The 23,059-nt window shown below is 59.9% G+C and carries 18 protein-coding genes; 10 read left to right on the forward strand and 8 right to left on the reverse strand.

The window, feature by feature from the left end:
* Positions 1–212: 212 nt before the first annotated feature.
* The 6 genes from LU196_RS09360 (at position 213) to LU196_RS09385 (ending at position 6,098) form a co-directional block, all read left to right on the forward strand.
* A complete protein-coding gene (locus LU196_RS09360; RefSeq protein ID WP_232759028.1) occupies positions 213–947 on the forward strand; it encodes a gluconate 2-dehydrogenase subunit 3 family protein in 735 nt (244 codons plus the stop codon).
* 2 nt (positions 948–949) lie between these two features.
* Positions 950–2,734: a GMC family oxidoreductase gene (locus tag LU196_RS09365; protein ID WP_232759029.1), complete on the forward strand. Its 1,785-nt coding sequence runs from the start codon at positions 950–952 to the stop codon at positions 2,732–2,734.
* Between the two features lie 11 nt (positions 2,735–2,745).
* Entirely contained in the window at positions 2,746–4,053 is a 1,308-nt protein-coding gene (locus tag LU196_RS09370) for a cytochrome c (RefSeq protein ID WP_232759030.1), read from the forward strand.
* 182 nt (positions 4,054–4,235) lie between these two features.
* Positions 4,236–4,385, forward strand: coding sequence for a hypothetical protein (locus LU196_RS09375; RefSeq protein WP_232759031.1), 150 nt, complete (start codon positions 4,236–4,238; stop codon positions 4,383–4,385).
* Positions 4,330–5,325, forward strand: a complete 996-nt coding sequence (locus LU196_RS09380) for an Ig-like domain-containing protein (protein ID WP_232759032.1) — start codon at positions 4,330–4,332, stop codon at positions 5,323–5,325. Before LU196_RS09375 ends, LU196_RS09380 begins: the two co-directional genes overlap by 56 nt.
* Complete coding sequence (locus LU196_RS09385; protein ID WP_232759033.1) at positions 5,268–6,098, forward strand: Ig-like domain-containing protein; 831 nt, start codon at positions 5,268–5,270, stop codon at positions 6,096–6,098. Before LU196_RS09380 ends, LU196_RS09385 begins: the two co-directional genes overlap by 58 nt.
* Before the next feature lie 137 nt (positions 6,099–6,235).
* Here the strand turns inward: LU196_RS09385 and abgT are convergent, their stop codons facing one another.
* The 3 genes from abgT to LU196_RS09400 all read right to left on the reverse strand — a co-directional run bounded on the left by abgT (position 6,236) and on the right by LU196_RS09400 (position 10,615).
* Positions 6,236–7,756, reverse strand: coding sequence for a p-aminobenzoyl-glutamate transporter (abgT, locus tag LU196_RS09390; protein WP_232759034.1), 1,521 nt, complete (start codon positions 7,754–7,756; stop codon positions 6,236–6,238).
* A 103-nt stretch (positions 7,757–7,859) separates the two neighbouring features.
* Positions 7,860–9,305, reverse strand: coding sequence for a M20 family metallopeptidase (locus tag LU196_RS09395; protein WP_232759035.1), 1,446 nt, complete (start codon positions 9,303–9,305; stop codon positions 7,860–7,862).
* On the reverse strand, positions 9,302–10,615 hold the full coding sequence (locus tag LU196_RS09400; protein WP_232759036.1) for an amidohydrolase: 1,314 nt from the start codon (positions 10,613–10,615) through the stop codon (positions 9,302–9,304). Before LU196_RS09400 ends, LU196_RS09395 begins: the two co-directional genes overlap by 4 nt.
* A gap of 113 nt (positions 10,616–10,728) precedes the next feature.
* On the opposite strand from LU196_RS09400, the gene LU196_RS09405 reads away from it, so the two are divergent.
* The gene (locus tag LU196_RS09405; protein WP_232759037.1) at positions 10,729–11,628 is read left to right on the forward strand and encodes a LysR family transcriptional regulator; all 900 of its coding nucleotides are present in this window, start codon (positions 10,729–10,731) and stop codon (positions 11,626–11,628) included.
* Between the two features lie 71 nt (positions 11,629–11,699).
* Positions 11,700–12,137 (forward strand): VOC family metalloprotein YjdN, encoded by a 438-nt coding sequence (gene yjdN / locus LU196_RS09410; RefSeq protein ID WP_232759038.1) that lies wholly within the window; start codon positions 11,700–11,702, stop codon positions 12,135–12,137.
* A gap of 36 nt (positions 12,138–12,173) precedes the next feature.
* Here yjdN and LU196_RS09415 read toward each other — a convergent pair whose 3' ends face one another.
* The 4 genes from LU196_RS09415 to LU196_RS09430 all read right to left on the reverse strand — a co-directional run bounded on the left by LU196_RS09415 (position 12,174) and on the right by LU196_RS09430 (position 17,056).
* A complete protein-coding gene (locus tag LU196_RS09415; protein WP_232759039.1) occupies positions 12,174–13,037 on the reverse strand; it encodes a nucleoside-specific channel-forming protein Tsx in 864 nt (287 codons plus the stop codon).
* Positions 13,038–14,336: 1,299 nt separating this feature from the next.
* Positions 14,337–15,578, reverse strand: coding sequence for an MFS transporter (locus LU196_RS09420; protein ID WP_232759040.1), 1,242 nt, complete (start codon positions 15,576–15,578; stop codon positions 14,337–14,339).
* Between the two features lie 112 nt (positions 15,579–15,690).
* A complete protein-coding gene (locus LU196_RS09425) occupies positions 15,691–16,581 on the reverse strand; it encodes a LysR family transcriptional regulator (RefSeq protein WP_232759041.1) in 891 nt (296 codons plus the stop codon).
* A 106-nt stretch (positions 16,582–16,687) separates the two neighbouring features.
* Complete coding sequence (locus tag LU196_RS09430) at positions 16,688–17,056, reverse strand: helix-turn-helix domain-containing protein (RefSeq protein ID WP_232759042.1); 369 nt, start codon at positions 17,054–17,056, stop codon at positions 16,688–16,690.
* Between the two features lie 173 nt (positions 17,057–17,229).
* Between LU196_RS09430 and LU196_RS09435 the strand changes: the two genes are divergently transcribed.
* On the forward strand, positions 17,230–17,889 hold the full coding sequence (locus tag LU196_RS09435; RefSeq protein ID WP_232759043.1) for a response regulator: 660 nt from the start codon (positions 17,230–17,232) through the stop codon (positions 17,887–17,889).
* Positions 17,886–19,244 (forward strand): HAMP domain-containing sensor histidine kinase, encoded by a 1,359-nt coding sequence (locus LU196_RS09440; RefSeq protein WP_232759044.1) that lies wholly within the window; start codon positions 17,886–17,888, stop codon positions 19,242–19,244. The genes LU196_RS09435 and LU196_RS09440 overlap by 4 nt, the downstream gene beginning before the upstream one ends.
* 1,385 nt (positions 19,245–20,629) lie before the next feature.
* On the opposite strand, the gene LU196_RS09445 is transcribed toward LU196_RS09440, so the two are convergent.
* Complete coding sequence (locus LU196_RS09445; RefSeq protein ID WP_232759045.1) at positions 20,630–23,017, reverse strand: glucose/quinate/shikimate family membrane-bound PQQ-dependent dehydrogenase; 2,388 nt, start codon at positions 23,015–23,017, stop codon at positions 20,630–20,632.
* Positions 23,018–23,059 lie beyond the last annotated feature (42 nt).

Raw genomic sequence — 23,059 nt, forward strand, 5'->3', positions numbered from 1 at the left:
CTTGTTGTTACAAGCCCGCGCGTTCGCTGACGGGATGTTAATGAAATTGTGCTGATTTGTTTCAAAGCGCTAAGGTTTTAGCGCGCCCAGTGTTAAACTCCTGCACACTGTTACCGGTAACAGTCACATTTTCACCGGTAATCACACAAATAATCACCGATGCCAACTGCGTCAACTTTCATCCCGCTGATGAAGCGGATTGAGGCAATGTCATGTCAGAACAAAAAAAAGGCCATTCACGCCGCGATTTTCTGCTGAGAACCATTACGCTTGCGCCCGCCATGGCCGTAGGCAGCTCTGCGATGGGGGCGCTGGTCGCGCCGATGGCAGCCAGCGCCGCTGAGCAACCCGCAGCGCCGCAGCACGCGCGCCAGTATCAACCCACCTGGTTCACCGCTGAAGAGTTCGCGTTCATTAGCGCCGCGGTGGCACGCCTGATCCCCAATGACGAGCGGGGACCTGGCGCGCTGGAAGCGGGCGTACCGGAATTTATTGACCGCCAGATGAACACGCCTTACGCCACCGGCAGCAACTGGTATATGCAGGGGCCGTTTCATCCTGACGTGCCAAAAGAGCTCGGCTATCAGCTGCCGCTAGTGCCGCAGCAAATTTATCGCCTGGGTTTGGCCGATGCCGACAGCTGGAGCAAGAAACAGCACGGCAAGGTGTTTGCCGATCTCAGCAGTCAGCAGCAGGACGCCATGCTCACCGCTTTTGAAAGCGGTGAGGCGCAGTTTGCGCAGATCAACAGCAAACTCTTCTTCTCATTCCTGCTGCAAAACACCCGCGAGGGCTATTTCAGCGATCCCCTCCACGGCGGCAATCAGGGCATGGTGGGCTGGAAGCTCATTGGCTTCCCTGGCGCGCGCGCCGACTTCATGGATTGGGTAGAGCGCGGCGAACGGTATCCGTTCCCGTCGGTGGATATTCGCGGGGAGAGAGCATAACCGTGGCAAACGAAATGAAAAAAGTGGATGTGGCGATCGTAGGATTCGGCTGGGCCGGCGCGATCATGGCGAAAGAGCTGACCGAAGCCGGTTTGAATGTAGTGGCGCTGGAGCGCGGCCCGCATCGCGATACCTATCCTGATGGTTCCTACCCGCAGTCCATTGACGAACTGACCTATAACATCCGCAAGAAGCTGTTCCAGGACCTCTCTAAAAGCACGGTGACGATCCGCCATGACGCGTCGCAAACGGCGGTGCCGTATCGCCAGCTGGCCGCGTTTCTGCCCGGCACCGGCACCGGCGGCGCCGGTCTGCACTGGTCCGGCGTACACTTCCGCGTTGATCCGGTGGAACTGAACCTGCGTAGCCACTATGAGCAGCGCTACGGCAAAAACTTTATCCCGCAAGGCATGACCATTCAGGATTTCGGCGTGAGCTACGCCGAGCTGGAGCCGTTCTTCGATAAGGCGGAAAAAGTCTTTGGCACCTCCGGCAGCGCCTGGTCGGTAAAAGGCAGCGTGATCGGCAAAGAAAAAGGCGGCAACCCGTTTGCGCCGGATCGCTCCAGCGACTTCCCGCTGCCCGCGCAGAAGCGCACCTATTCGGCGCAGCTGTTTGCTCAGGCGGCTGAATCGGTGGGCTATCACCCGTATGACATGCCTTCTGCCAACACCTCGGGTCCGTACACCAACCCGTACGGCGCGCAGATGGGACCGTGCAACTTCTGCGGCTATTGCAGCGGCTATGCCTGCTATATGTACTCCAAAGCGTCGCCCAATGTGAATATCTTGCCTGCGCTGCGCCAGGAGCCGAAATTTGAGCTGCGCAATAACGCTTACGTGCTGCGCGTGAACCTCACCGACGACAAAAAGCGCGCCACCGGCGTCACCTACCTGGACGGTCAGGGGCGTGAAGTGGTGCAGCCAGCCGACCTGGTGATCCTCTCTGCCTTCCAGTTCCATAACGTGCACCTGATGCTGCTCTCCGGCATCGGCAAGCCGTATAACCCGATCACCAACGACGGCGTAGTCGGGCGTAACTTTGCTTATCAAAACCTCTCGACCCTGAAAGCGCTGTTTGACAAAAACACCACCACCAACCCGTTCATTGGCGCCGGCGGCGCGGGCGTGGCGGTGGATGATTTCAACGCCGATAACTTCGATCACGGCCCGCACGGCTTTGTGGGCGGTTCGCCATTCTGGGTTAACCAGGCCGGCACCAAGCCGATCTCGGGACTGCCGACGCCAAAAGGCACGCCCGCCTGGGGCAGCCAGTGGAAAGCGGCGGTGGCCGATACCTACACGCACCACGTCTCTATGGACGCGCACGGCGCGCACCAGTCGTATCGCGCTAACTATCTCGATCTCGATCCCAACTACAAAGATGCCTACGGCCAGCCGCTGCTGCGCATGACCTTTGACTGGCAGGAGAACGACATCAAGATGGCGCAGTTTATGGTGGGCAAGATGCGCAAGATCACCGAGGCGATGAACCCCAAAATGATCATCGGCGGCGCAAAAACGCCGGGCACCCACTTCGATACCACGGTGTATCAAACCACCCACATGAGCGGCGGCGCCATCATGGGCGAGGATCCGAAAACCAGCGCGGTTAACCGCTATCTGCAAAGCTGGGACGTACCGAACGTGTTCGTGGCGGGGGCTTCTGCCTTCCCGCAGGGCCTGGGCTACAACCCAACCGGTATGGTGGCGGCGCTGAGCTACTGGTCTGCCCGAGCCATCCGCGAGCAGTATCTGAAAAACCCCGGCCCGCTGGTGCAGGCATAAGGACGACAGCCATGATCAAAAGCTTGATTGCCCTAGTGCTGGGCACCGTTTCCCTGACCGCACTGGCGGACGCCACGCCGTCGGACGCGCTGATTAAGCGCGGTGAGTATCTGGCGCGCGCCGGGGATTGTGTGGCGTGTCACAGCACCGCAGACGGTAAACCGTTTGCCGGCGGACTGGGGATGAAAACGCCGATTGGCACGATTTACTCCACCAACATTACACCGGATCGCGCCACCGGTATCGGCGACTACAGCTACGACGATTTCCAAAAAGCGGTGCGTCATGGCGTGGCCAAAAATGGCGATACGCTCTATCCGGCGATGCCGTACCCCTCTTACGCGGTAGTCAGCGATGACGACATGCAGGCGCTGTATGCCTACTTTATGCACGGCGTGCAGCCGGTGAGCCAGGCCAACAAAGAGAGCGATATTCCCTGGCCGCTCTCCATGCGCTGGCCGCTGGCGATCTGGCGCGGCATTTTCGCGCCCGACGTGAAGGCGTTCCAGCCTGCGGCGCAGGAAGACGCCACGCTGGCGCGCGGTCGCTATCTGGTTGAGGGGTTGGGCCACTGCGGCGCCTGCCACACGCCGCGCAGCTTTACCATGCAGGAGAAAGCGCTGAACAATGATGACGGCAGCGATTACCTGTCCGGCAGCAATGCGCCTATTGATGGCTGGACCGCCAATAACCTGCGCGGTGACAACCGCGATGGACTGGGACGCTGGAGCGAGGACGAACTCCGGCAGTTCCTGCGCTACGGCCGCAACGATCGTACCGCCGCGTTTGGCGGCATGACCGAGGTGGTGCAGCACAGCCTGCAATATCTGTCAGATGAGGATATCGCCGCGATCGCGAAATACCTGAAATCGCTGGGGGCCAAAGATCCTAACCAAACGGCCTTTACCCAAGATGACAGCGTCGCGCGCGCGCTGTGGAAAGGCGACGATCGTCAGCCTGGCGCATCGCTCTACGTGGACAGCTGTGCAGCCTGCCATAAAACCGACGGATCGGGCTATCAGCGTTTCTATCCTGCGCTGCGTGGCAATCCGGTGGTGATGGCAGACGACCCCACTTCGCTGATCCACATCGTGCTGGCGGGGGGCTCGCTGCCAGGCGTACAGGGTGCGCCGTCGGCGATTACCATGCCGGCATTTGGCTGGCGGCTGAACGACAGCCAGGTGGCGGAAGTGGTGAACTTTATTCGCAGCAGCTGGGGCAACAGCGTGAAGACCCCGGTAACCGCGAAAGACGTAGCAAAAATTCGTCAGGATATTCCGCAGCAGGGCAGTGCGGACATCCGCGTATTAGAGCACTAATACCCCGCGTTATTTTTTCTGCACTAAGACGACAGCCGTGCGCTGTCGTCTTATCTCGCCTTAATCTGCCTTAAAATCTCCGCGCTATAATGGCTTATAAGACCGTTCTGGTTAGCAAATTTCTCTTCCCGCTTTGAAATTGGTGCTCTCAACCTCAAACGATAGCAGGAACAAAAAACGCGATGTCATTTTCTATTTTTGAAACGATCGAGCCAGCGAAAGAGAGCGTCGTCAACGATCCCTACCTGAAATGGCAAGGGAATACGGGCGTGGGCGATGTGGTGTATCTCGAAATCATCATTAACGAAATCCATTTTCACTGCGCGGGTTGATAGCGACGGCAATTGGGAATTTGAACTGCCAACGGCTCTTGCCGAGGGGGCATACAATCTGAGCGCGCGCTTCTACGACGCCGCGGGCAACGCCGGTGCGCCAATTCAGACGCGACTGGTGGTGGATCTTAGCCCGCCGGAGCAGCCACTCATTCAGCTGGTGATGGATAATGCCGGCGCGGTAACAGGCCCGGTCGGCGACCGGGGCTTCACCGATGACGGTAACCCGACCCTTAGCGGCTATGCCGAGCCGGGCAGCATCGTGCGCGTGTACAGCAACGGTATGGAGCTAGGCAGCGTGCAGGCGGGTAAAAACGGGCTGTGGAACTTCACGCCGACGCTGAGCGACGGCGAGCACCGACTGACCGTCACCGCGACCGATCAGTTTGATCGGGTGAGCGAGCCGTCACTGGAATACACCCTTTTCATCAACGAGTCGCGCGTGCCGAAACCGCAGTTGCTGGAGGTGTACGACAACCAGGGCGCGGAGCAGGGCGCCCTCAAGGCGGGCGACAGCAGCGACGACAGTAACCCGCGTCTGTCGGGCAGCGCCTCGGCGGATACTGAATATGTCATCATCTACGCCAACGGCGTGCGCGTGGGCACGGCCTTGGTAACCAACGGGAAGTGGCAGTGGGAGGATCCGCAGACCCTGCTGGCGCTGGGAGAAAATAGCCTGACGGTGCGCGGGGTCAACGGCAAGGGCAAGATCAGCGAGCCGAGCGATGCGTTCACTTTCACTGTTGAAGCTCCCTCGCCTCCCGCCGTCCTGGGGGCCCTGAACAACACGGCGGACTTCACCCTATCGCTAAGGGAGAGGATACCAACGACACCACGCCGCGGGTGCACGGCAGAGCGCTGCCAAACACCAAAATCATTCTGGTGCTGGCGCTCGACAATGAGAACTGGTTTAGCGGCAGTAACAAAACCTATGAATTGATGAGTGACAAGGACGGTATCTGGCATTTCGACATTCCCGATGCGCTGGCGGATGGCCGGTGGCACTTCAGGGCGAAGTCCGTTGACGCAGAGGGTAACGAATCGGCGCTGGGCCAGCAGTTTCATATCGAGGTGGATACCCAAGCCCCTGACGCGCCAATCGTGGCGGGAGCCTGGAATGATAACGGCGGACTTCACCCTCTCCTTCAGGGAGAGGATACCAACGACACTACGCCGCGGGTGCACGGCACAGCGCCGCCAAACACCAAAATCATTCTGGTGCTGGCGCTCAACAATGAGAACTGGTTTAGCGGCAGCAACAAAAGCTATGAACTGATGAGCGACAAGGACGGTATCTGGCATTTCGACATTCCCGATGCGCTGGCGGATGGCCAGTGGCACTTCAGGGCGAAGTCCGTTGACGCAGCGGGTAACGAGTCGGCGCTGGGCCAGCAGTTTCATCTGAATGTTAATACCCATTCATTTCTGACTGGCGACAGTGCGCTCGCCTTGATGGATCAGCAGCCGGGCAGCCAGGCGGTGGATCTCACCAACGGCATCAAAAACACCCTGGACGTCGATATCGCCACGCTGTTAACGCGCGGCGAGGAAAACCTCTTCATCGAGGTACGGCAAAACGCAGATGCGGTTCAACGGCGACAGCGAGGATACGGTGCGGCTGGAGACGCTGCTGGACGGCAACGCTACCGAGGGAAGCTGGGCGCAGGAGAGCGGTACGACGACCGTGGCGGGCGTGATTTACAACGTCTATAGCCACAGCGGCACTGACGTGGAAGTGCTGGTGCAGACGGGCGTGAAAACCGAATTTATGTAACGCTCCCGTCTGTGAGACATTCTCAATCCGGGCCTTGGGCCCGGATTTTTTGTTTTTCCCGCCTGGCGTAAACGCCTCAGCGCAGCTGCGGATAGACACCCGGGCCAATAGGCAAACCGAGCGCGTACCACGCCAGCAGCAGCACTATCCACGTGGCGAAAAACACCAGCGGATAAGGGAAAATCAGCACGTAGTAGGTGCCGAGCTGGGCGTCTTTTTGGTAGCGCTGGAGGAAGCCGAGGAACAGCGGCAGAAACGGTGACATCGGTGCCAGCGGCAGCACGGCAGAATCTGCGATACGGAAGATCATCTGCGCGAACGCGGGATGAAAGCCCAGCAGCATAAACATCGGGACAAACACCGGCGCCAGAATCGACCAGATGGCCGAGCCACTGGCAATAAACATACACAGAAACGCCGACAGGAACATTAACCCCATAAACGCAGGCGCACCGCTGATACCGGCGCTCTCCAGCACGTCGGTCAGGCCAATCGCCATAAACTTGCCCATGTTGCTCCAGTTAAAGAAGGCGACAAACTGCGACAGCGGAAACACCATCACGATAAAACCCGCCATGCTTTTCATTGGGTCTACCAGCAGCTGCGGAATATCGTCGGCGCGGCGAATCTGCCTGGTGAACGCGCCGTAGGCAATCGCCACCACAAAAAAGAACAGAATGATCAGCGGTACAATGCCCTGAATAAACGGCGAAGGGATAATGCTGCCGGTTTTGGGATGGCGCAGCGGCGCGTGCTCAGGCACTACCAGCAGCGCCACCAGCGCGATAAAAACGAGCGCGGCGATCCCGGCTGCGCGCAGGCCACGATTCTCCAGCGCGGTGAGCGGCGGCAGCCGATCCTGTACGCCGCCCTGCCAGGCGGGCAGACGCGGCTCAACGAACTTATCGGTGAGCAGGGCGCCGGCCACCGTTAGCACCAGCACCGAGGTGGCCATGAAAAACCAGTTATCGATCACGCTAACGTGTACGGTGTCGCTGACTGCTTTGGCGGCCTCGGTGCTGATGCCGGAGAGCAGCACGTCGGTGGTCACGATCAGCAAGTTAGCGGTAAACCCGGATGCGACGCCGGCGATCGCCGCCAGCAATCCGGCCACGGGATGGCGCCCGACGGCCAGGAAAATCAGCGCGCCCAGTGGCGGCATCACCACCAGCGCGGCATCGGAAGAAATATGGCTAAAAAAGGCAATGAACAGCACCATGTAGCTGGCGTAGCGGCGGCTGACGCGCGAGGCCATTTTGACCATGAGCGATTGCAGCAGGCCCACCTTCTCCGCTAATCCGGCGCCAATCACCAGCGCAAGAATCGAGCCCAGCGGCGTAAAGCCGCTGAAGTTCTTAATGATGTTGGGCAGGATCCACTGAATACCCGCCACGCTTAACAGGTTATTGACCCGCACCAGCTCGCCGTTGGCGGGGTTTTTCACCGCCACTCCCAGCGCGCTGAGGATCGCAGTCGCGACCATCAGCACCACAATCAGATACACGAACAGGAGAAAAGGGTTGGGCACTTTGTTGCCCACGCGTTCAATCCAGCTAAAGACCTTCCCCGGGCTGCGATGCGCCGTCAGTGCTTCCATCGGTATATCCTCATGTCGTCTTGTCAGTTGGGTTTGCAGGCCCCCTGTGGGGGCTATTTTTTATTGTGGGTGGTGCGCCCGCGCCAGACGGCGCGGGTAAAACTCAGGATGACAACCTGGAGGGGGTAACCTCGGCCGGGATCGGGCAGACATACGGCTGCGCCTGTCGAACCTGCATGAACTCGGCCCGACAGCGCGCCAGCGTGGCCTCGTCGAGCAGCAAGGTCAGCGCCGTGGCCGCCAGCACTTTGGCCGCCAGGCACATGCCTTTATGGGCGATCGCGGTGCGCCCCTGCGCCACCAATTGCCAGGTGTGCAGCGGCGTACCAAACGCGAAGCAGGGCGCGAAGCACTGCGCGGTGGGTGTCACCCAGCTCACATCGCCGACATCGGTCGAGCCGTACAGCAGGTCGTGCGTGACCGCATAGGGCGCCACCTCGTCCATCAGCGCTTTCTCGCCGAGCGATGCCGTCCACGCGCGTCCGGCATCACCGCCGGTGCGTGCCGCGTTGAGCCGGGCATTCTCGAGATCATCTTTGGTCAGGGTAGCGCGGATGGCGGCGGCGAACGCGTGCTCCTCAGCGCTGTAATCCGGCAAGCCGAACTGATGCAAATTACGCTCCATCACCGCTTCCAGCGCGCGATTTGGTACGTAGTTGGAGCAGGCTTTATCAAAGCGCACGGTCATCTGGGTGTCGGTCATTAGCGCCGCGCCGCGGGCAATGTTGATCACGCGCTGGTAAATGTCCTGCGCCTGATCCCGCTGCGGCGCGCGGATCAAATAGAGCACTTCGGCATCGGCCTGCACCACATTGGGGGAGGCGCCCCCCGTGTGGGTGACGGCATAGTGCACGCGGGCCTCCTGCACGATGTGCTCGCGCAGGAAGTTTGCGCCAGTGTTCATGAGCGTCACGGCGTCCAGCGCGCTGCGGCCGAGATGCGGTGAGTTGGCGGCGTGTGCGGCAACGCCTTTAAAGCGGAAGGCCGCCTGGATGTTAGCGAGGGTACTGAGGTTGAACATGCCGCTAAAGCCTTCGGGATGCCACGTCAGCGCCGCATCGACGTCATCGAACAGGCCTTCGCGTACCATAAAGGTTTTGCCGGATCCGCCCTCTTCGCCGGGGCAGCCGTAAAAGCGCAGCGTGCCACGCTGGCCGTGCTCCGCCCACCAGGCTTTGATGGCGAAGGCCGCGGCCAGCCCGGCGGTGCCCAGCAGATTATGCCCGCAGCCGTGGCCGTTGCCGTTTTCTACCACCGGCTGCGGCGTGGCGCAGCCCGCCTGCTGGCTTAAACCGGCCAGTGCATCAAACTCGCCGAGCAGCGCAATCACCGGTTTGCCCTCGCCGATACTGGCAATAAAGGCGGTGTCGATGTTGCCCACGCCGCGCTCAACGGCAAAGCCTTCCTGCGCCAGCGCGTCGGCCAATATTGCGGACGACTGCGTCTCTTCAAAGCGGGTTTCCGGCACGTCCCAGATGGCATCGCTCAGCGCGGTAAAGCGCGCCTGGTGCGCATCAATATAGCGCTCGATAAAGTCGTGGTGGCTCATCGTGCACCGCCAAACTGCGCCTGATTCAGCGCCAGCGTGGCCAGCGTCTGCACCGCTGCGGCCATAACGGTTTCATCGAAATCAAAGCGGGCGTTGTGGTGGCCCGCAGCCAGATCGCAGCCGAAAATCACGTAAGAGGCCTGGCCGCCGCGCTGCTGCACCCGTTCCATCATGTAGGTGGCATCTTCGGAACCGGCCGCCTGCGCTTTGGTATCCACCACCGAGCGAAACAGCCCCAGCGCTGCTGCCTGCTGGTGAATGAAGGCGACCCAAGCCGGACTGGGGGCACAGCTCCGCGCGCCGCCCATCAGCGTGATGGCGTGTTCCACACCGTACATCGCCGCTGCGCCGGCAATTACGCGCTGCGCCTGCTGGTAAATATCGTCGTTGACCTGATTGTTGGCGCCGCGGGTTTCCACTTTCATCAGCGCGCAGTCTGCCACCACGTTGCGCCCGCTGCCTGCCTGTAATACGCCCACGTTGACGCGCGCCACGCCGCCGCTGTGCTGCGGCAGCGTGTGCAGCGCCAGCGTCGCCTGCGCGGCGGCCAACAAGGCGTTGCGTCCTTGTTCAGGATTCCCGCCCGCGTGCGCGCCCACGCCGGTGAAGGTGACGTCAAGCTTGGTGGTGGCGAGAAAGCTGTCGCTGCCGCAGACGATTTCCCCTGCCGGTACGCCGGTGCCAAGGTGAATGGCCGTAAACAGATCGACATCATCCACTACGCCCGCCGCGACCATGGCTTTAGCGCCGCGCACGCCCTCTTCGGCGGGCTGAAAAATCAGCTTAATGGTGCCGCTCAGCCGGTGCTCCATCTCTTTGAGCACACCCGCCAGCGCCAGGCCAATGGCGGTGTGTCCATCGTGGGCGCAGGCGTGCATCATGCCGGGATTACAGGAGGCGAACCCTTCCCGCGTAGGCAGATGATCGGCCGCGCTGCTCTCGTTCTGATCCAGCGCATCCATATCCACGCGGAAGGCCATCACCGGACCGGGGCGCCCGGTGTTCAGCGTGGCGACCACGCCGCAGAAGCCGCCCGAAAAGTGTGGCAGCCACTGCGGTAACGCGCCCTGCGCCAGCGCCCGCTGCTCCTGCTGCGCCAGCACCGCTTCAGACGGCAACCCCATGCGCGCGTCGGCATCAATCACCGCCCGCCCCAGCGTCAGTTGATAACCAAGACGGTGCAGTTCCTCGGCGACAAGGGTCGCGGTACGAAACTCCACCCAGCCCGATTCGGCGAAGTGGTGCAGGTCACGACGCCAGCGCTGCATCGTGGGGATGCGCGCGTTAACGCAGTCAGAAAGGGTTTTCATCGGCATTTCCTTTGTGGTGTTTTTTTAGGCATTATCCCGAATCTACACAATGGTCCCGGCGCGCATAAGATGCGAAGATCTTGCTACTGATAAACAGGAGTTATCACCCCACCATGACGGCCAATCTCAAACTTCATCAGCTGCGTGCCTTTGTCGAGGTGGCCCGTTTGGGCAGCATTCGTGCCGCCAGCCGCCTGTGTGGCGTCTCTCAGCCAGCGCTCACCAAAGCCGTACAGGAGCTGGAGCAAGCGCTGGGGGCGCGTCTGTTTGAACGGCGGCAGCAGGGCGTGACGCTCACCGACGTCGGGCACACTTTTTTCCGTCACGCCAGCCTGGTACTGGAGGAGTTGCGCGTGGCGCAGGAGGATATTCAGCAGCGGCTAGGGCTGGCGGATGGCAAGGTCAACATTGGCGTGGGCGGCAGCATTGCGCGCACCGTGATGCCGCAGGTGATCACGCAATTTCACCGTGAATATCCGCGCGTGAAGGTGCGTATTGTTGAAGGGCAGTTGGTCTCGATGGTGCACGAGCTGCGGCAAGGGGCGCTGGATTTCACTATCAACACCTACGATCAGCATCACCTCGATCAGGAGCTGGTGTTTGAACGGCTGATGCAGCGGGAGTATCAGGTGGTGATGCGTAAAGGCCATCCCATGGCTCATGCCCGATCGCTGGCGGAGTTGCAGCACTGCGACTGGACCATGCCAACGCCGCAAGGCAGCTACTATCGGCTGCTGCACGATCTGTTCGGCGAGCGCGGCATGGCGCCGCAAATTGTGGTGACGTGCGAAACCTTTATGGCCTGCACCAGCCTGGTGGCAAAGAGCGATTTCGTCAGCATTATCTCGCGCGATGTGATCGAAGATCCCACCCACGGCGGTCAGCTGATCGCCCTCGATCTTGACGATCCCTTGCCCAAGGCGACCTTTTATCTGATCCAGCGAAAAGAGACCGCATTGACGCCGATGAGCGCTTATATGGCGCAGCTGTTTCGCCGCTATTGCCAGCCGTGACGGGGCCAAAACGCGATCGTCTACACTTAGGGAGCGTGTAAAAAACACCTAACCGATAAGTGGAGGAAACGATGCAAGTGAGTCCCTATTTGTTTCTGTATGGTCGCTGTGAAGAGGCGATAGCGTTTTATCTGGAAGCGACCGGCGGCGAAGTCCTGCAAAAAATGACGTTTGGCGATATGCCAGAGCAGGGCGAACAGATTGGCGATCAATCCGCACCGCCAATGCCGCCAGAAAAAATCATGCATGCCCATTTGCGTATTGGTGACGGTGAACTGATGCTGAGCGACGGCAACGCGCACAAGCCGCCCGCCTCGGAGCATGCCGGTTACGCGGTAAGTCTGTCGACCACTGACGTAGAAGAGGGAAAAGCGTGGTTCGAGAAGCTCTCTGCGGGTGGGAAAGTCACCACGCCGTGGCAGAAAACGTTTTGGTCTGACGGCTTCGGCATGTTTATCGATAAATTCAACATTCCGTGGCGCATCAACGTCGAAAAAGCGCAGCAGTAACGCAAAAAGGGCGACCTCGGGGTCGCCCTTGGTGCATTAGAAGTTGTAGCCCACGACCAGGTAATAACCCCAGCCGGTCGATTTGACTTCAAACGGGCCGTTGCCGAAATTCAGCTCCTGGCCATCTGCCCACTGCCCACCATTGTGGAAGTAACGCGCCACGGTAGAGACGTGCCAATGATCGTAATTCAGCGACAGAATGTGGCTCGACGCCACCGAGTTGCTGGTGCGTGAACGGTCAGACTTGTCGCGCAGATCGGAACCCCAGTCGAAGTTGGTGAAGCCGATATAGCTCAGCTTACCGCCCCAGAGATCGGTAATTGGCACAAAGTATTTCACCTTGAAGCGATAACCATCCCAGCTGTTTTCGTTGGCTGCGCCGTAGTTTTGCCACTGGTATTTGGCATACACGTTCAGCGAGAGGCCGACATCGCTATGGGTGTCGATATCGGTGCCCAGACCCATGTACCACGTGTTTTGACGGCTGCTGTCGTTGCGGCCCATGTCGTAGATGTAGTTGTTGGCAAAGTACCACTCTTTGAACGGACCAAAAGCCAGATTGGTGCCGGTGAGCTTGTCGATGGAGAAGCGCGGTTCAATTTCCATGAACATCGTCGAACCGTGATCGAAAATGCCATTGGCGTTGCTGTTGCCCGCGCCAAAGAAATTGGGCAGGTCAACGTAGCCGTAAAAGTCGAACCACTCTTTTTTGGTGAAGGCTTCGTATTCGAGATACACGTCATTGTTGAACTGCGGCCCGAAGCGCGTGTGATAGCTGCCCACCACGTTAACGCTCTGGTGCCACCAGTCAGAAAGGTATTGCGGATCGCTTTCTGCTTGCGCGTTACCCGCCAAACCACAGGCCAGAACGGCCCCTGCTATCAGTGCTTTAAATTTCATTATCATTAACCACTTGCTCATGATCGCAGCGTGGGGCAGCGATCGGGTGAAATCGATCCCAGGGGATGGACAGAAAGGGTTTTTTTACCGGTCTCATATGCCGGATCGTTAGGCGGTGTAATGTGCCCGTAACAGTGCGATAGAAAATAGATTTTGATCACGTTTGTCAAAAAGTGTTGCAATTGGATTCACTTATATTGTGATGCAGATCACATAAAGGCCATGTAGTGAACGGAACTCCGCAACCGTTTACGTTGTCGGGATTGGGCGGCACACGTCGCAAACGTGTTTTGCCGCAGGCAGCAGCTTGGGGTGCCACGCGCTGTGGCGGGGCTTTTGCCACTTGCAGTGGCGGGCGCTTTCTCGCTGGCGCGGTGCTGCTTTCGTTCGCCACAGGCTGTGGCAGGTGCCTTTTCGCTGGCGCGGTGCCTCTTTCGTTCGCCATGGCACCGGCAGGTGCCTTTGCCGCGTTGCGGCGACCGAGCAGAGGGCGCCAGGCCGCGCCCTCTGCACTCCCCGGCCCTGCGCCAGCCCCACTCGCCGCTGCGCGGTGCCTTCACTCCCTCAGCCTTCCTGACGGACCGGCGTCGATTCGCTCCTGCTCAACGCCGCCTCTCGCGGCATCCATGCCGCTCGTCCTGGAAGGCCTCACTCGTTCAGCGAGTGGGGATGGCGCTACCAAACCTCGCTGTAGGTCTTTTATGTTTTTCGCAGCCGCCGCGCGGCGGGAAGATTTTCAAGGTGCATCCGCACCGCGCGGCGTTAAGCAAAATCCTTCTTTCGTGTTTTTTGTATTTAGACGCCAGTGCGTGGCTGAAAGACTTTTAAGTACCATTCCGCCCACGGGGGTGTTAACCAGAAGCCGGTTCTGCCATGTGTTTTCTGTTTTTTCAGCCAGCCACTGTCTTCGCAGACCAGCTTAAGGCCACCCAGACAACCCCAGACAAAAAACAGAAAAGACTCTTAAAGGCGAGGTTTGTGGCGCCATCCGGAGCGCCGAACGGAGCGTGACGGCCAGGACGAAGCGGCATGGATGCCGCTGAGAGGGCGGAATGAGCCAGGGATGGCGAATCCGCGCGGTCCGTGAGGCTGGCGCGGCGGAGTGAGGGAACAGCGGAGGCTGGCGCAGGGCGCGGATTGCAAAGGGCCGCGCCCATCGGCCCTTTGCCCGTACGCCGCAGCGGGGCGGCTGGAACTCCCGTGCGGTTAGCGGGCGGAACCCGCTCAGGGTTCAGTAAAGACCGGCATAGCGGGCCGGAACCCGCTCAGAGCAATGCCGACTGAGCGGCCGGAACCCGCTCACGACTCATCGGCTTTGCGGGCCGAACGCCCGCAGCGCCTGGCCATCGCCATGGCCAATCCCGCGCATCCCGCCATCACCACGCTGGTGGCCAGAAAAACCGGCGACATGCCCACGCTGCCGCCGACAAAGCCGCCAAACAGCGGGCCGGTAACCTGCCCGATATACTGCGTGGAGGTGGAGTAACCCAGCATTTTGCCCACCTGATTTTGCGGAACGTGGTGACGGATCAGCGCGGTGATGCACGGCATCAACCCTCCCAGCGCCATGCCCATCAGGAAGCGCAACACCACCAGCTGCCAGGCGGCGGTGATAAACGCCTGGGGGATCAGCAGGATGGCGCAGACCAGTAGCCCACCAATCAAGACGCGAAAGTGCCCGATACGATCGGCCAGGCGACCCAAGCGTGACGCAGAGAGAATGCTGCCCAGTGCCGCTGCCGCGATCACGAGGCCCGCGTGCAGCGTGACGGCCCGATCGCCCTCAACAAAGCGGGCGAGGTAAAGGGTGATGATCGGTTCAATCGACATATTGGCGAAAATCAACAGCATCCCGCACAGCCACATCACCCGTACCAGCGGTAAATTAAGGCGTGTAGCATCGTCAGACGCCGCAGGGGCGCGCTGGTTGACGGCACGCGGCGGCGACTCTTTCAGCAGGAAGGTCGTGGCGAGGAAGGCGAGAAAAATCACCGCGCCGGTGAGCCAAAAGGTCTGCCGGATGCCAATCAGCGGCGGCAACACGCCCCCCAGCAGCGGACCCACAACGCTACCGGCCATAATGCCTGCGGAGAGCATGCCCAGCGCCCAGCCGGTGTGCGCTTTTGGCGTTTGCGCCGCCACCAGAATGGTGGACCCCGACGCGTAGCCACCCAGCAGCCCGGCCAGCAGGCGCAGCGCGACCAATTGCCACGGCGTGGTGGCCATGCCTAACAGTGACATCGCAATCGCCATGCCCAGACTGGCCCGAATCAGCATCAGCTTGCGGCCATAGCGATCGGCGAGTTTGCCCCATAAAGGCGCCGTCAGCGCCGCGCTAAAAAAGGTGGCGCCGTAGGCTACGCCAGACCAGTGCGCAATCGCCGCGGGTGTCTGGACGCCAAGCTGCTGCACATAGAGTGGTAAAAACGGCAGCAGCAAGGTCATCGCCACCAGGGTTGTGAACGACCCCAGTACGCACACCCACAAATTACGCTTCCAGTGTTGCTGTTCGGTACTTAATTCGGCCAAAGAGGATGACATGCGATATCCCTGCAAAAGGTGGTTTTAAGCAGGCTATCAGTGCACAGGACGGGAAAATAGAGCGACGCCGATAATTGCTGGGTAGCACCCGACTGTTGTCATGTGGCAACAATCAGGGCTTACCCAGTGCCTTAACCAGCGCATCGCACAGCAGCGTGATCGGTGAAGAGGGCTGCGGCAGCGCTTTCAGCAGTAAATAGCTGTGCAGGCGATCCATCTGCCACTCCGGCAGCACCTGCTGAATCTCGCCGCGCGCCAGTGCATCCTGCGTCATGTAGGCGGGCAAATAAGCGATGCCGGTGCCGGCCAGCGCGGCATTCAGCAGCGCCATACTGTTATTGGCACGGAAACGACTGTGCACGTCCAGCGCCAGCCTCTGCTTATCGCGCCGAAACGGCAGCGCGGCGGTATGGGCTGGGCCGTGGAACAGCAGCAGGTCGTGGCGACTCAGGCGCTCGGGGTGATCGATCGGCGGGTGTGCGGCGAGATAATCCGGCGTGGCATACAGCCCCCAATCAATGCTGCTTAATTCGCGGTAGTTCTCAGCCTCAGGAGCACGGGTGCGAATCACAATCGCCACATCGGCATCCGGCTGCGGATCGTCGCTGCTGGACAGCTCAAGGTCGACATTGATGTGGATATGGCGGTGCAGAAAGGCGTTCAAGGCGGGCACTACGCACTGGCAGCCGAAGGTCACCGGCGCCTGCAGACGCACATTGCCTGCGGGTAAATGGTGCACCTGTTGCACAAACGCGTCAGCACGATGCATCTCTGCCAAAAGCCGGGTACAAAAGGGGTAGTAAGCTTGGCCAAGCTCGGTCAGCACCACTTTACGCGTGGTGCGCTGCAGCAGTTTCATTCCCAGCCGCACTTCAAGGCGGGCGATTTCCCGACTCACGTGAGATTTGGAGAGGTGTAAACTGCGCGCCGCCTCGCTAAAGCTTTGGCGCTCTACCACGCGGGCAAACAGCAGCATGGCGGTAAGATTGTCGCGGTGATCCATGTTCTCTGAATGTCTGAACCAGTGAGAACCGCAGCTTAAAAGTAAATGGCCGGCGGTGCACCTGATTTCCCGTTACGGCCCTGCAACGGGAAATCAGGCGGCAGGCTTAACGGGCGACCGCAACGGGAAACAGCAGGCGTTCGGGCGCCACCTGACGCTGGCGGCGCAGCTGCCCCGGCGTAACGCTGAAGTAGTTCTTAAAGGTACGCGTATAGGCCTGCTGGGTGTCGAAACCGTAGCTCATCGCCACCTGCAGAATGGCCTCGTCGCTGTTGATCAACGTAAGGGCGGACTCCGTTAAACGACGCTGGCGGATGTATTCTGCGAGGGAAAAGCCGGTGTGCTGACGAAACAGACGCTGCAAGTGCCAGCGGGAGTATCCCGCGCGGCGAGCCACTTCATCCAAGTGCAGATCGTGCCCTAAGTTGTTTTCAATCCAGTCCAACAAACTACGGATAAATTCGCGCTGATTCATGGGATTCTCCTGCGTCAACAATGTGTCCAGTTCTCGCACTGTAACGCGGAAAATTTATCCCTTAATTAGCAGAAAATTAGCGCAGAATTAGCACGCAAAAAAACGGGTGCGTGAAAATAATTCTGGGCTAACAATTGGCCGGTAAACTCAGCGGATGAACGGTGGAGGTCACGATGCGCGCGCTGCTGGTAGAAGATGATGAAATGATTGGCACCAACCTGCAGCAGGCGCTGGAAGCCGCCGGCTGGTCGGTAGACTGGGTGCGGGACGGCGTGTTAGCCACTCACGCATGGGCGGACGGCGAGTATACCTGCGTGCTGCTCGATCTCGGTTTACCCCGTGAAGATGGCATTAACGTGCTGCGCCGCGCCCGCGCGCGCGGTGACATGACGCCGGTGCTGGTGCTGACGGCGCGTGATACCGTGCAGCAGCGTATTCAGGGGCTGGATAGCGGGGCCGACGATTATCTGCTTAAGCCGTTTGACCTCCAGGAAGTGCTGGCGCGGATGCGCGCTATTACGCGGCGTCGGCACGGCGCGGCAGATTCGCTGCTGGGCAGCGGTGAGGTGCAGCTCGACATGATGACGCGTGAAGTGCTGTACAAAGGCCAGCGTGAACAGCTGACCGCACGGGAATATGCGCTGCTTTACGCGCTGTTGGAGCGGCCTGGCGCGATTCTTTCGCGTGAGCAATTGGAAAACCGCATTTACGGCTGGGGTGAAGAGGTTACCAGCAATGCCGTGGATGTATTGATTCATGGCATGCGCCGCAAGCTGGATAACGAAGTTATTCGCAACGTGCGCGGTCTGGGATGGCGAGTACCGGCACGATGAAACCTTTTACCTTTATGCGCTCGCTGCGCAATAAATTGCTCGCCACGCTGGTAGTGCTGCATTTGGCCATGATAGGCGGCGTAACCTGGTATTTCTTCCACTGCTACGGCGACATCATGGGCACCATGAAAGACGATCAGCTGGCAAAAATCGCTGACGCCTGGGCCAGCAGCCAGCGTTTGCCCGCGCTGATGCCCATGGTGATGCACGAAGAGAAGCTGAAAAGCAGCTATATCGTGCAGCTATGGGATGCGAAAAATCAACTGCGCGCCAGTTCCTGGCCCTCACTGCATGCGCCTTTGCAGCCCAAAAAGGGCTGGAGCGATCTCAAAGTTGGCGACTGCGGCGATGACTGTACCTGGCGCGTCTACACGCGGCCCGGCGAACTGGGCAGTGATATCGGCACGATTCAGGTGCTGCATAACATCGGCTATATGAAAAGTCTGATGGTGAAACGCGCGCTGGACGCGCTCATTCCGCTGGTGCTGATGATGCCGCTGTCGCTGCTGGTGATCTGGCTGGTCGTGCGTGCCATCACGCGCGATTTACGCGTGGCCTCGCGGGAAATTGCCGCCCAGGAGATGTTGCACCCGCACACGCTCTCTCACGAGGGACTGCCGGATGAAGTGCTGCCGCTGGTGGAAGCCTACAACTCGCTGCTGGATAAACTGCGCGCCGCGTGGTCATCGCAGCGGCAGTTCCTGGAGGATGCCGCCCACGAACTGCGCACGCCCGTCACCGCCGTTACCTTACAGCTGGAAAACTTGCGGCAACATATTCAGCCGGGCGAGGCCAGCCGCCAGTTCGATCAGCTGGAAGCGGGCGTCACGCGCACCCGTCATCTTGTTACGCAACTGCTGAATGTGTCTCGTCAGGAGGATCGGTCGGTGGTCGCCACCGTCGATACGTTGGAGCTGGACGAGGTGCTTAAAGAGAGCATTGAGCAACTGATGGTGGTCGCCGATAAGCGCGGCATCGATATTGGGTTTACGGGCTCCGCGCGCTATCGCCTCCAGGCCAGTCGCTCCGATCTGCGCAGTCTGTTTGACAACCTGATTGGCAACGCCATGCTGCATACGCCAGAAGGCAGTATGGTGGATGTCCTGCTGCATCGCGTTGGCTCCCACACCGTGGTGGACATTGTGGATAACGGACCGGGAATGCCCGAGTCTTTCATGGCGCGTGCGTTTGATCGCTTTACCCGCTCGCCGGATGTTAAAGCGCAAGGCAGCGGGCTGGGGTTATCGATTGTGCGCAGCGTGGCGGAGAAACATGCGATGCAGGTGGCGCTGGCAAACTGTTATGACCCGCAGGGCACCGTGTGTGGATTGCAGGTGAGGGTGACATTGCCGTGAGGGCCATTGCGGGGCGCTGCGGGCGTCCGGCCCGCAAAGCCGGTGAAGAGGGAGCGGGGTCCGGCCCGCTATGCCGGTCTTTATTGAACCCTGAGCGGGTTCCGCCCGCTAACCCTGCGGGAGTTACAGCCACCCCGCTGCGGCGTACGGGCAAAGGGCCGGTTCTGAGCGGGTTCCGGCCCGCTATGCCGGTCTTTACTGAACTCTGAGCGGGTTCCGCCCGCTAACCTTGCGGGAGTTCCAGCCGCCCCGCTGCGGCGTACGGGCAAAGGGCCGGTTCTGAGCGGGTCCCGGCCCGCAAAGCCGGTTTTTACTGGACCCTGAGCGGGTTCCGCCCGCTAACCTTGCGGGAGTTCCAGCCACCCCGCTGCGGCGTACGGGCAAAGGGCCGATGGGCGCGGCCCTTTGCAATCCGCGCCCTGCGCCAGCCTGCGCTGTTCCCTCACTCCGCCGCAACGGCCTCACGGACCGCGCGGATTCGCCATCCCTGGCTCATACCGCCCTCTCAGCGGCATCCCTGCCGCTTCGTCCTGGCCGTCACGCTCCATTCGGCGCTCCGGATGGCGCTCAACACCCTCGCCTGTAAGGGCCTTTTTATCTTTTCCGTTTGGCGTTGTCTGCATGGCCGTAAGCTGGTCTGCGAAGACAGTGGCTGGCTGAAAAAACAGAAAACACATGGCAGAAACGGCTTCTGGTTAACACCCCCGCGGGCGGAATGGTAGGTACTTAAAAGTCTTACCGCCACGCAGTGATCTTAAAAGGCGAAAAAACACGAAAGAAGGATTTTGCTTAACGTCGCGCGGTGCGGATGCACCTTAAAAATCTTCCCGCCGCGCGGCGGCTGCGAAAAACATAAAAGACCTACAGCGAGGTTTGGTAGCGCCATCCCCACTCGCTGAACGAGTGAGGCCTTCCAGGATGAGCCGCATGGATGCGGCGAAAGGCGGCGTTGAGCAGGAGCGAATCGACGCCGGTCCGTCAGGAAGGCTGAGGGAGTGAAGGCACCGCGCAGCGGCGAGGGGGGCTGGCGCAGGGCCGGGGAGTGCAGAGGGCGCGGCCTGGCGCCCTCTGCTCGGTCGCCGCAACGCGGCAAAGGCACCTGCCGGTGCCATGGCGAACGAAAGTCGCTCCGTGCTAACGCCAGCGGAAAAGCCCCGAGCCGTTGCCTGCGGCATAAGCCCGCCACTGCAAGTGGCAAAAGCACCTGCCGCTGCCTGCGGCATAAGCCCGCCACTGCATGTGGCTAAAGCACCTGCCGCTGCCTGCGGCACAAGCCCCGCCACTGCAAGTGGCAAAAGCACCCTGCCGCTGCCTGCGACCCCCCCCTCGCGGCAGCGAAAAAAAAAGCGGGCTTTTCAGCCCGCTTCTCGCGTTATGACAACACGTTATTTTTTATCCGGCAGGGCGTAGGCAATCACATAATCGCCCAGCTTGGTACCAAACGAACCATGACCGCCAGCAGCGATAACAACATACTGCTTGCCATCCACTTCATAGGTCATTGGCGTTGCCTGGCCGCCAGCAGGTAGACGGGCCTGCCACAGCAGCTCACCGGTGTTGGTATCGAACGCGCGCAGATAGTTATCTGCGGTTGCGCCGATGAAGAACACGTTACCTGCGGTGGTGATTGGGCCGCCCAGCATTGGCATCCCCATCTTGAACGGCAGCGGCACGGGCGCGCTATCGCGCACGGTACCAATACGCTTCTTCCACACGATGTCGTTGGTTTTCAAATCTACTGCGGAAACGTAGCCCCAGGCAGGCTGTTTGCACGGCAGGCCAAACGGCGACAGGAACGGATTCAGTTCAACACCGTAAGGCACGCCGTACTGCGGTTGAATACCGGTTTCCGTGCCAGAACCGCCTTTATCGTCTGCCGGTGGCTCCATTGGGTTGCCAGGACCGCGCGGCACCAGCTTAGACACAAACGGCAGTGCCATCGGGTTGGCGATAGCAATCTGGCGATGCGGATCGACCGCGATACCGCCCCACTCGAACATGCCCAAGTTACCCGGGAACACCAGCGTACCTTGCTCAGACGGCGGGGTGAACGGACCTTCATAGCGCAGACGCTTGAAGATTACGCGGCACACCAGCTGGTCGTACATCGTGGCGCCCCACATATCCTTGTCAGTGAGGTTCTGCTTCGGACGGTAGGTCAGCTCAGAGTAAGGCTGGGTGGGGGAAACGCGATCGCCTTTGGCTGCGCCTTGTGGCACCGGCGTTTCTGGCGCTGGTACAACAGGCTTACCGGTACGGCGGTCCAGCACAAAAATGTTGCCGGTTTTGGCCGGGGCATAAATCACCGGAACGGTATTGCCGTTTTTATCGGTAATGTCAGCCAGCGTCGGCTGTGAAGGCAGGTCCATATCCCACAGATCGTGGTGTACCGTCTGATACGACCACACCAACTTACCGGTGGTGGCGTTCAGCGCCAGAACGGTATTGGCATAGCGCTCTTGATCGGGGGTACGGTTGCCGCCCCAGATATCCGGCGTCGACACGCCCATGGGCAGATAAACGGTATCCAGTTTCGGATCGTACACCGCCGGTGCCCACGAGTTCGGTGAGTTCAGGGTGTAAGTGTGCTCATCTTCCGGAATGGCGTTGGGATCTTTCGCGCCCGGATCAAATGCCCACAGCAGTTTACCGGTGTTTACGTCAAAACCACGGATCACGCCGGATGGCTCGCGGGTCGAGTAGTTATCGGTAACGGCACCGGCGATCACGATGGTAGTGTCCGTGATGATCGGTGGAGAGGTCGGCTCATACTGGCCAGGCGTGGTAACCGGCTGCTTATGCTGCAGATCCAGCTCGCCGTTGTTACCGAAGGCCGGGCAGCGTTCGCCGGTTTCTGCATCCAGCGCAAACAGGCGACCATCATTTACCGGCAGGTAAATACGGCGTGAGCACAGGGCAGGCTGGTTATTAGCTGCATCCGCCGCCGCAGGGGTTTCATGATAAGAAACACCGCGGCAGGTAATGTGCTGGAAGGTCGGATTTTGCTTCAGTTGAGGATCAAACTTCCACTTCTGCTTACCGGTTTTAGCATCCAGCGCAAACAGAATCTGGTGCGGCGAGCACAGGTACAGCGTGTCGCGAACCTTGATCGGTGTGACTTCATCGGTGATTTCACCCGGGTCGTTCGGGGTTTTCAAATCGCCGGTCTGGAACTGCCAGGCAACCTGCAGCTCTTTCACATTGCTGCTGGTGATCTGCTTCAGCGGTGAGAAACGGGTGCCTTGCTGGTCACGCGCATAGGCAGGCCAGTCGGCATCGTCAATGTTGCTCAGCGGCTGCGCCTGCGGCACGTTTGCCGCTGCTGGCAGATTGCCATTCAGCTCTTGCGGATCGTGGAACACGGCCCATGCCAGCACCAGGCCACTGGCGACCAGCGCAGCGGCCATCAGACCCAGCGCGCCTTTACCCGTATGGTTAAGCGTGCGGTAGACAAACGGCAGAATCAGCCAGACGCCGAAGATCACCAATACATCGGTACGCGGCGCCAGTGCCCAGAAATCAAAGCCTACTTCCCATACGCCCCACGCCAGCGTGGCCAGCAGTAACAGGGCATAAAGCAGCAGTGCGGTGCCGCTACGGCGCCACAGCAGAACAGCGGTGATCAACATCATCACACCGCCAATAACGTAATACCAGGAACCTCCAATGGCGGCTAACCAAACGCCGCCAACCAGCATAAACGCGCCAGTTAACAGTGCGAATAGCACCGTTAAGACGCGAATTACGCCAAGAGATGAGGAAGCTTTCCCCATAATAGTGACCTCTTTCTTTGTGCCATAAACAGAAATGGGAAC

Source organism: Pantoea sp. Mb-10 (assembly GCF_021272205.1).
Classification (GTDB): Bacteria; Pseudomonadota; Gammaproteobacteria; order Enterobacterales; family Enterobacteriaceae; genus Pantoea.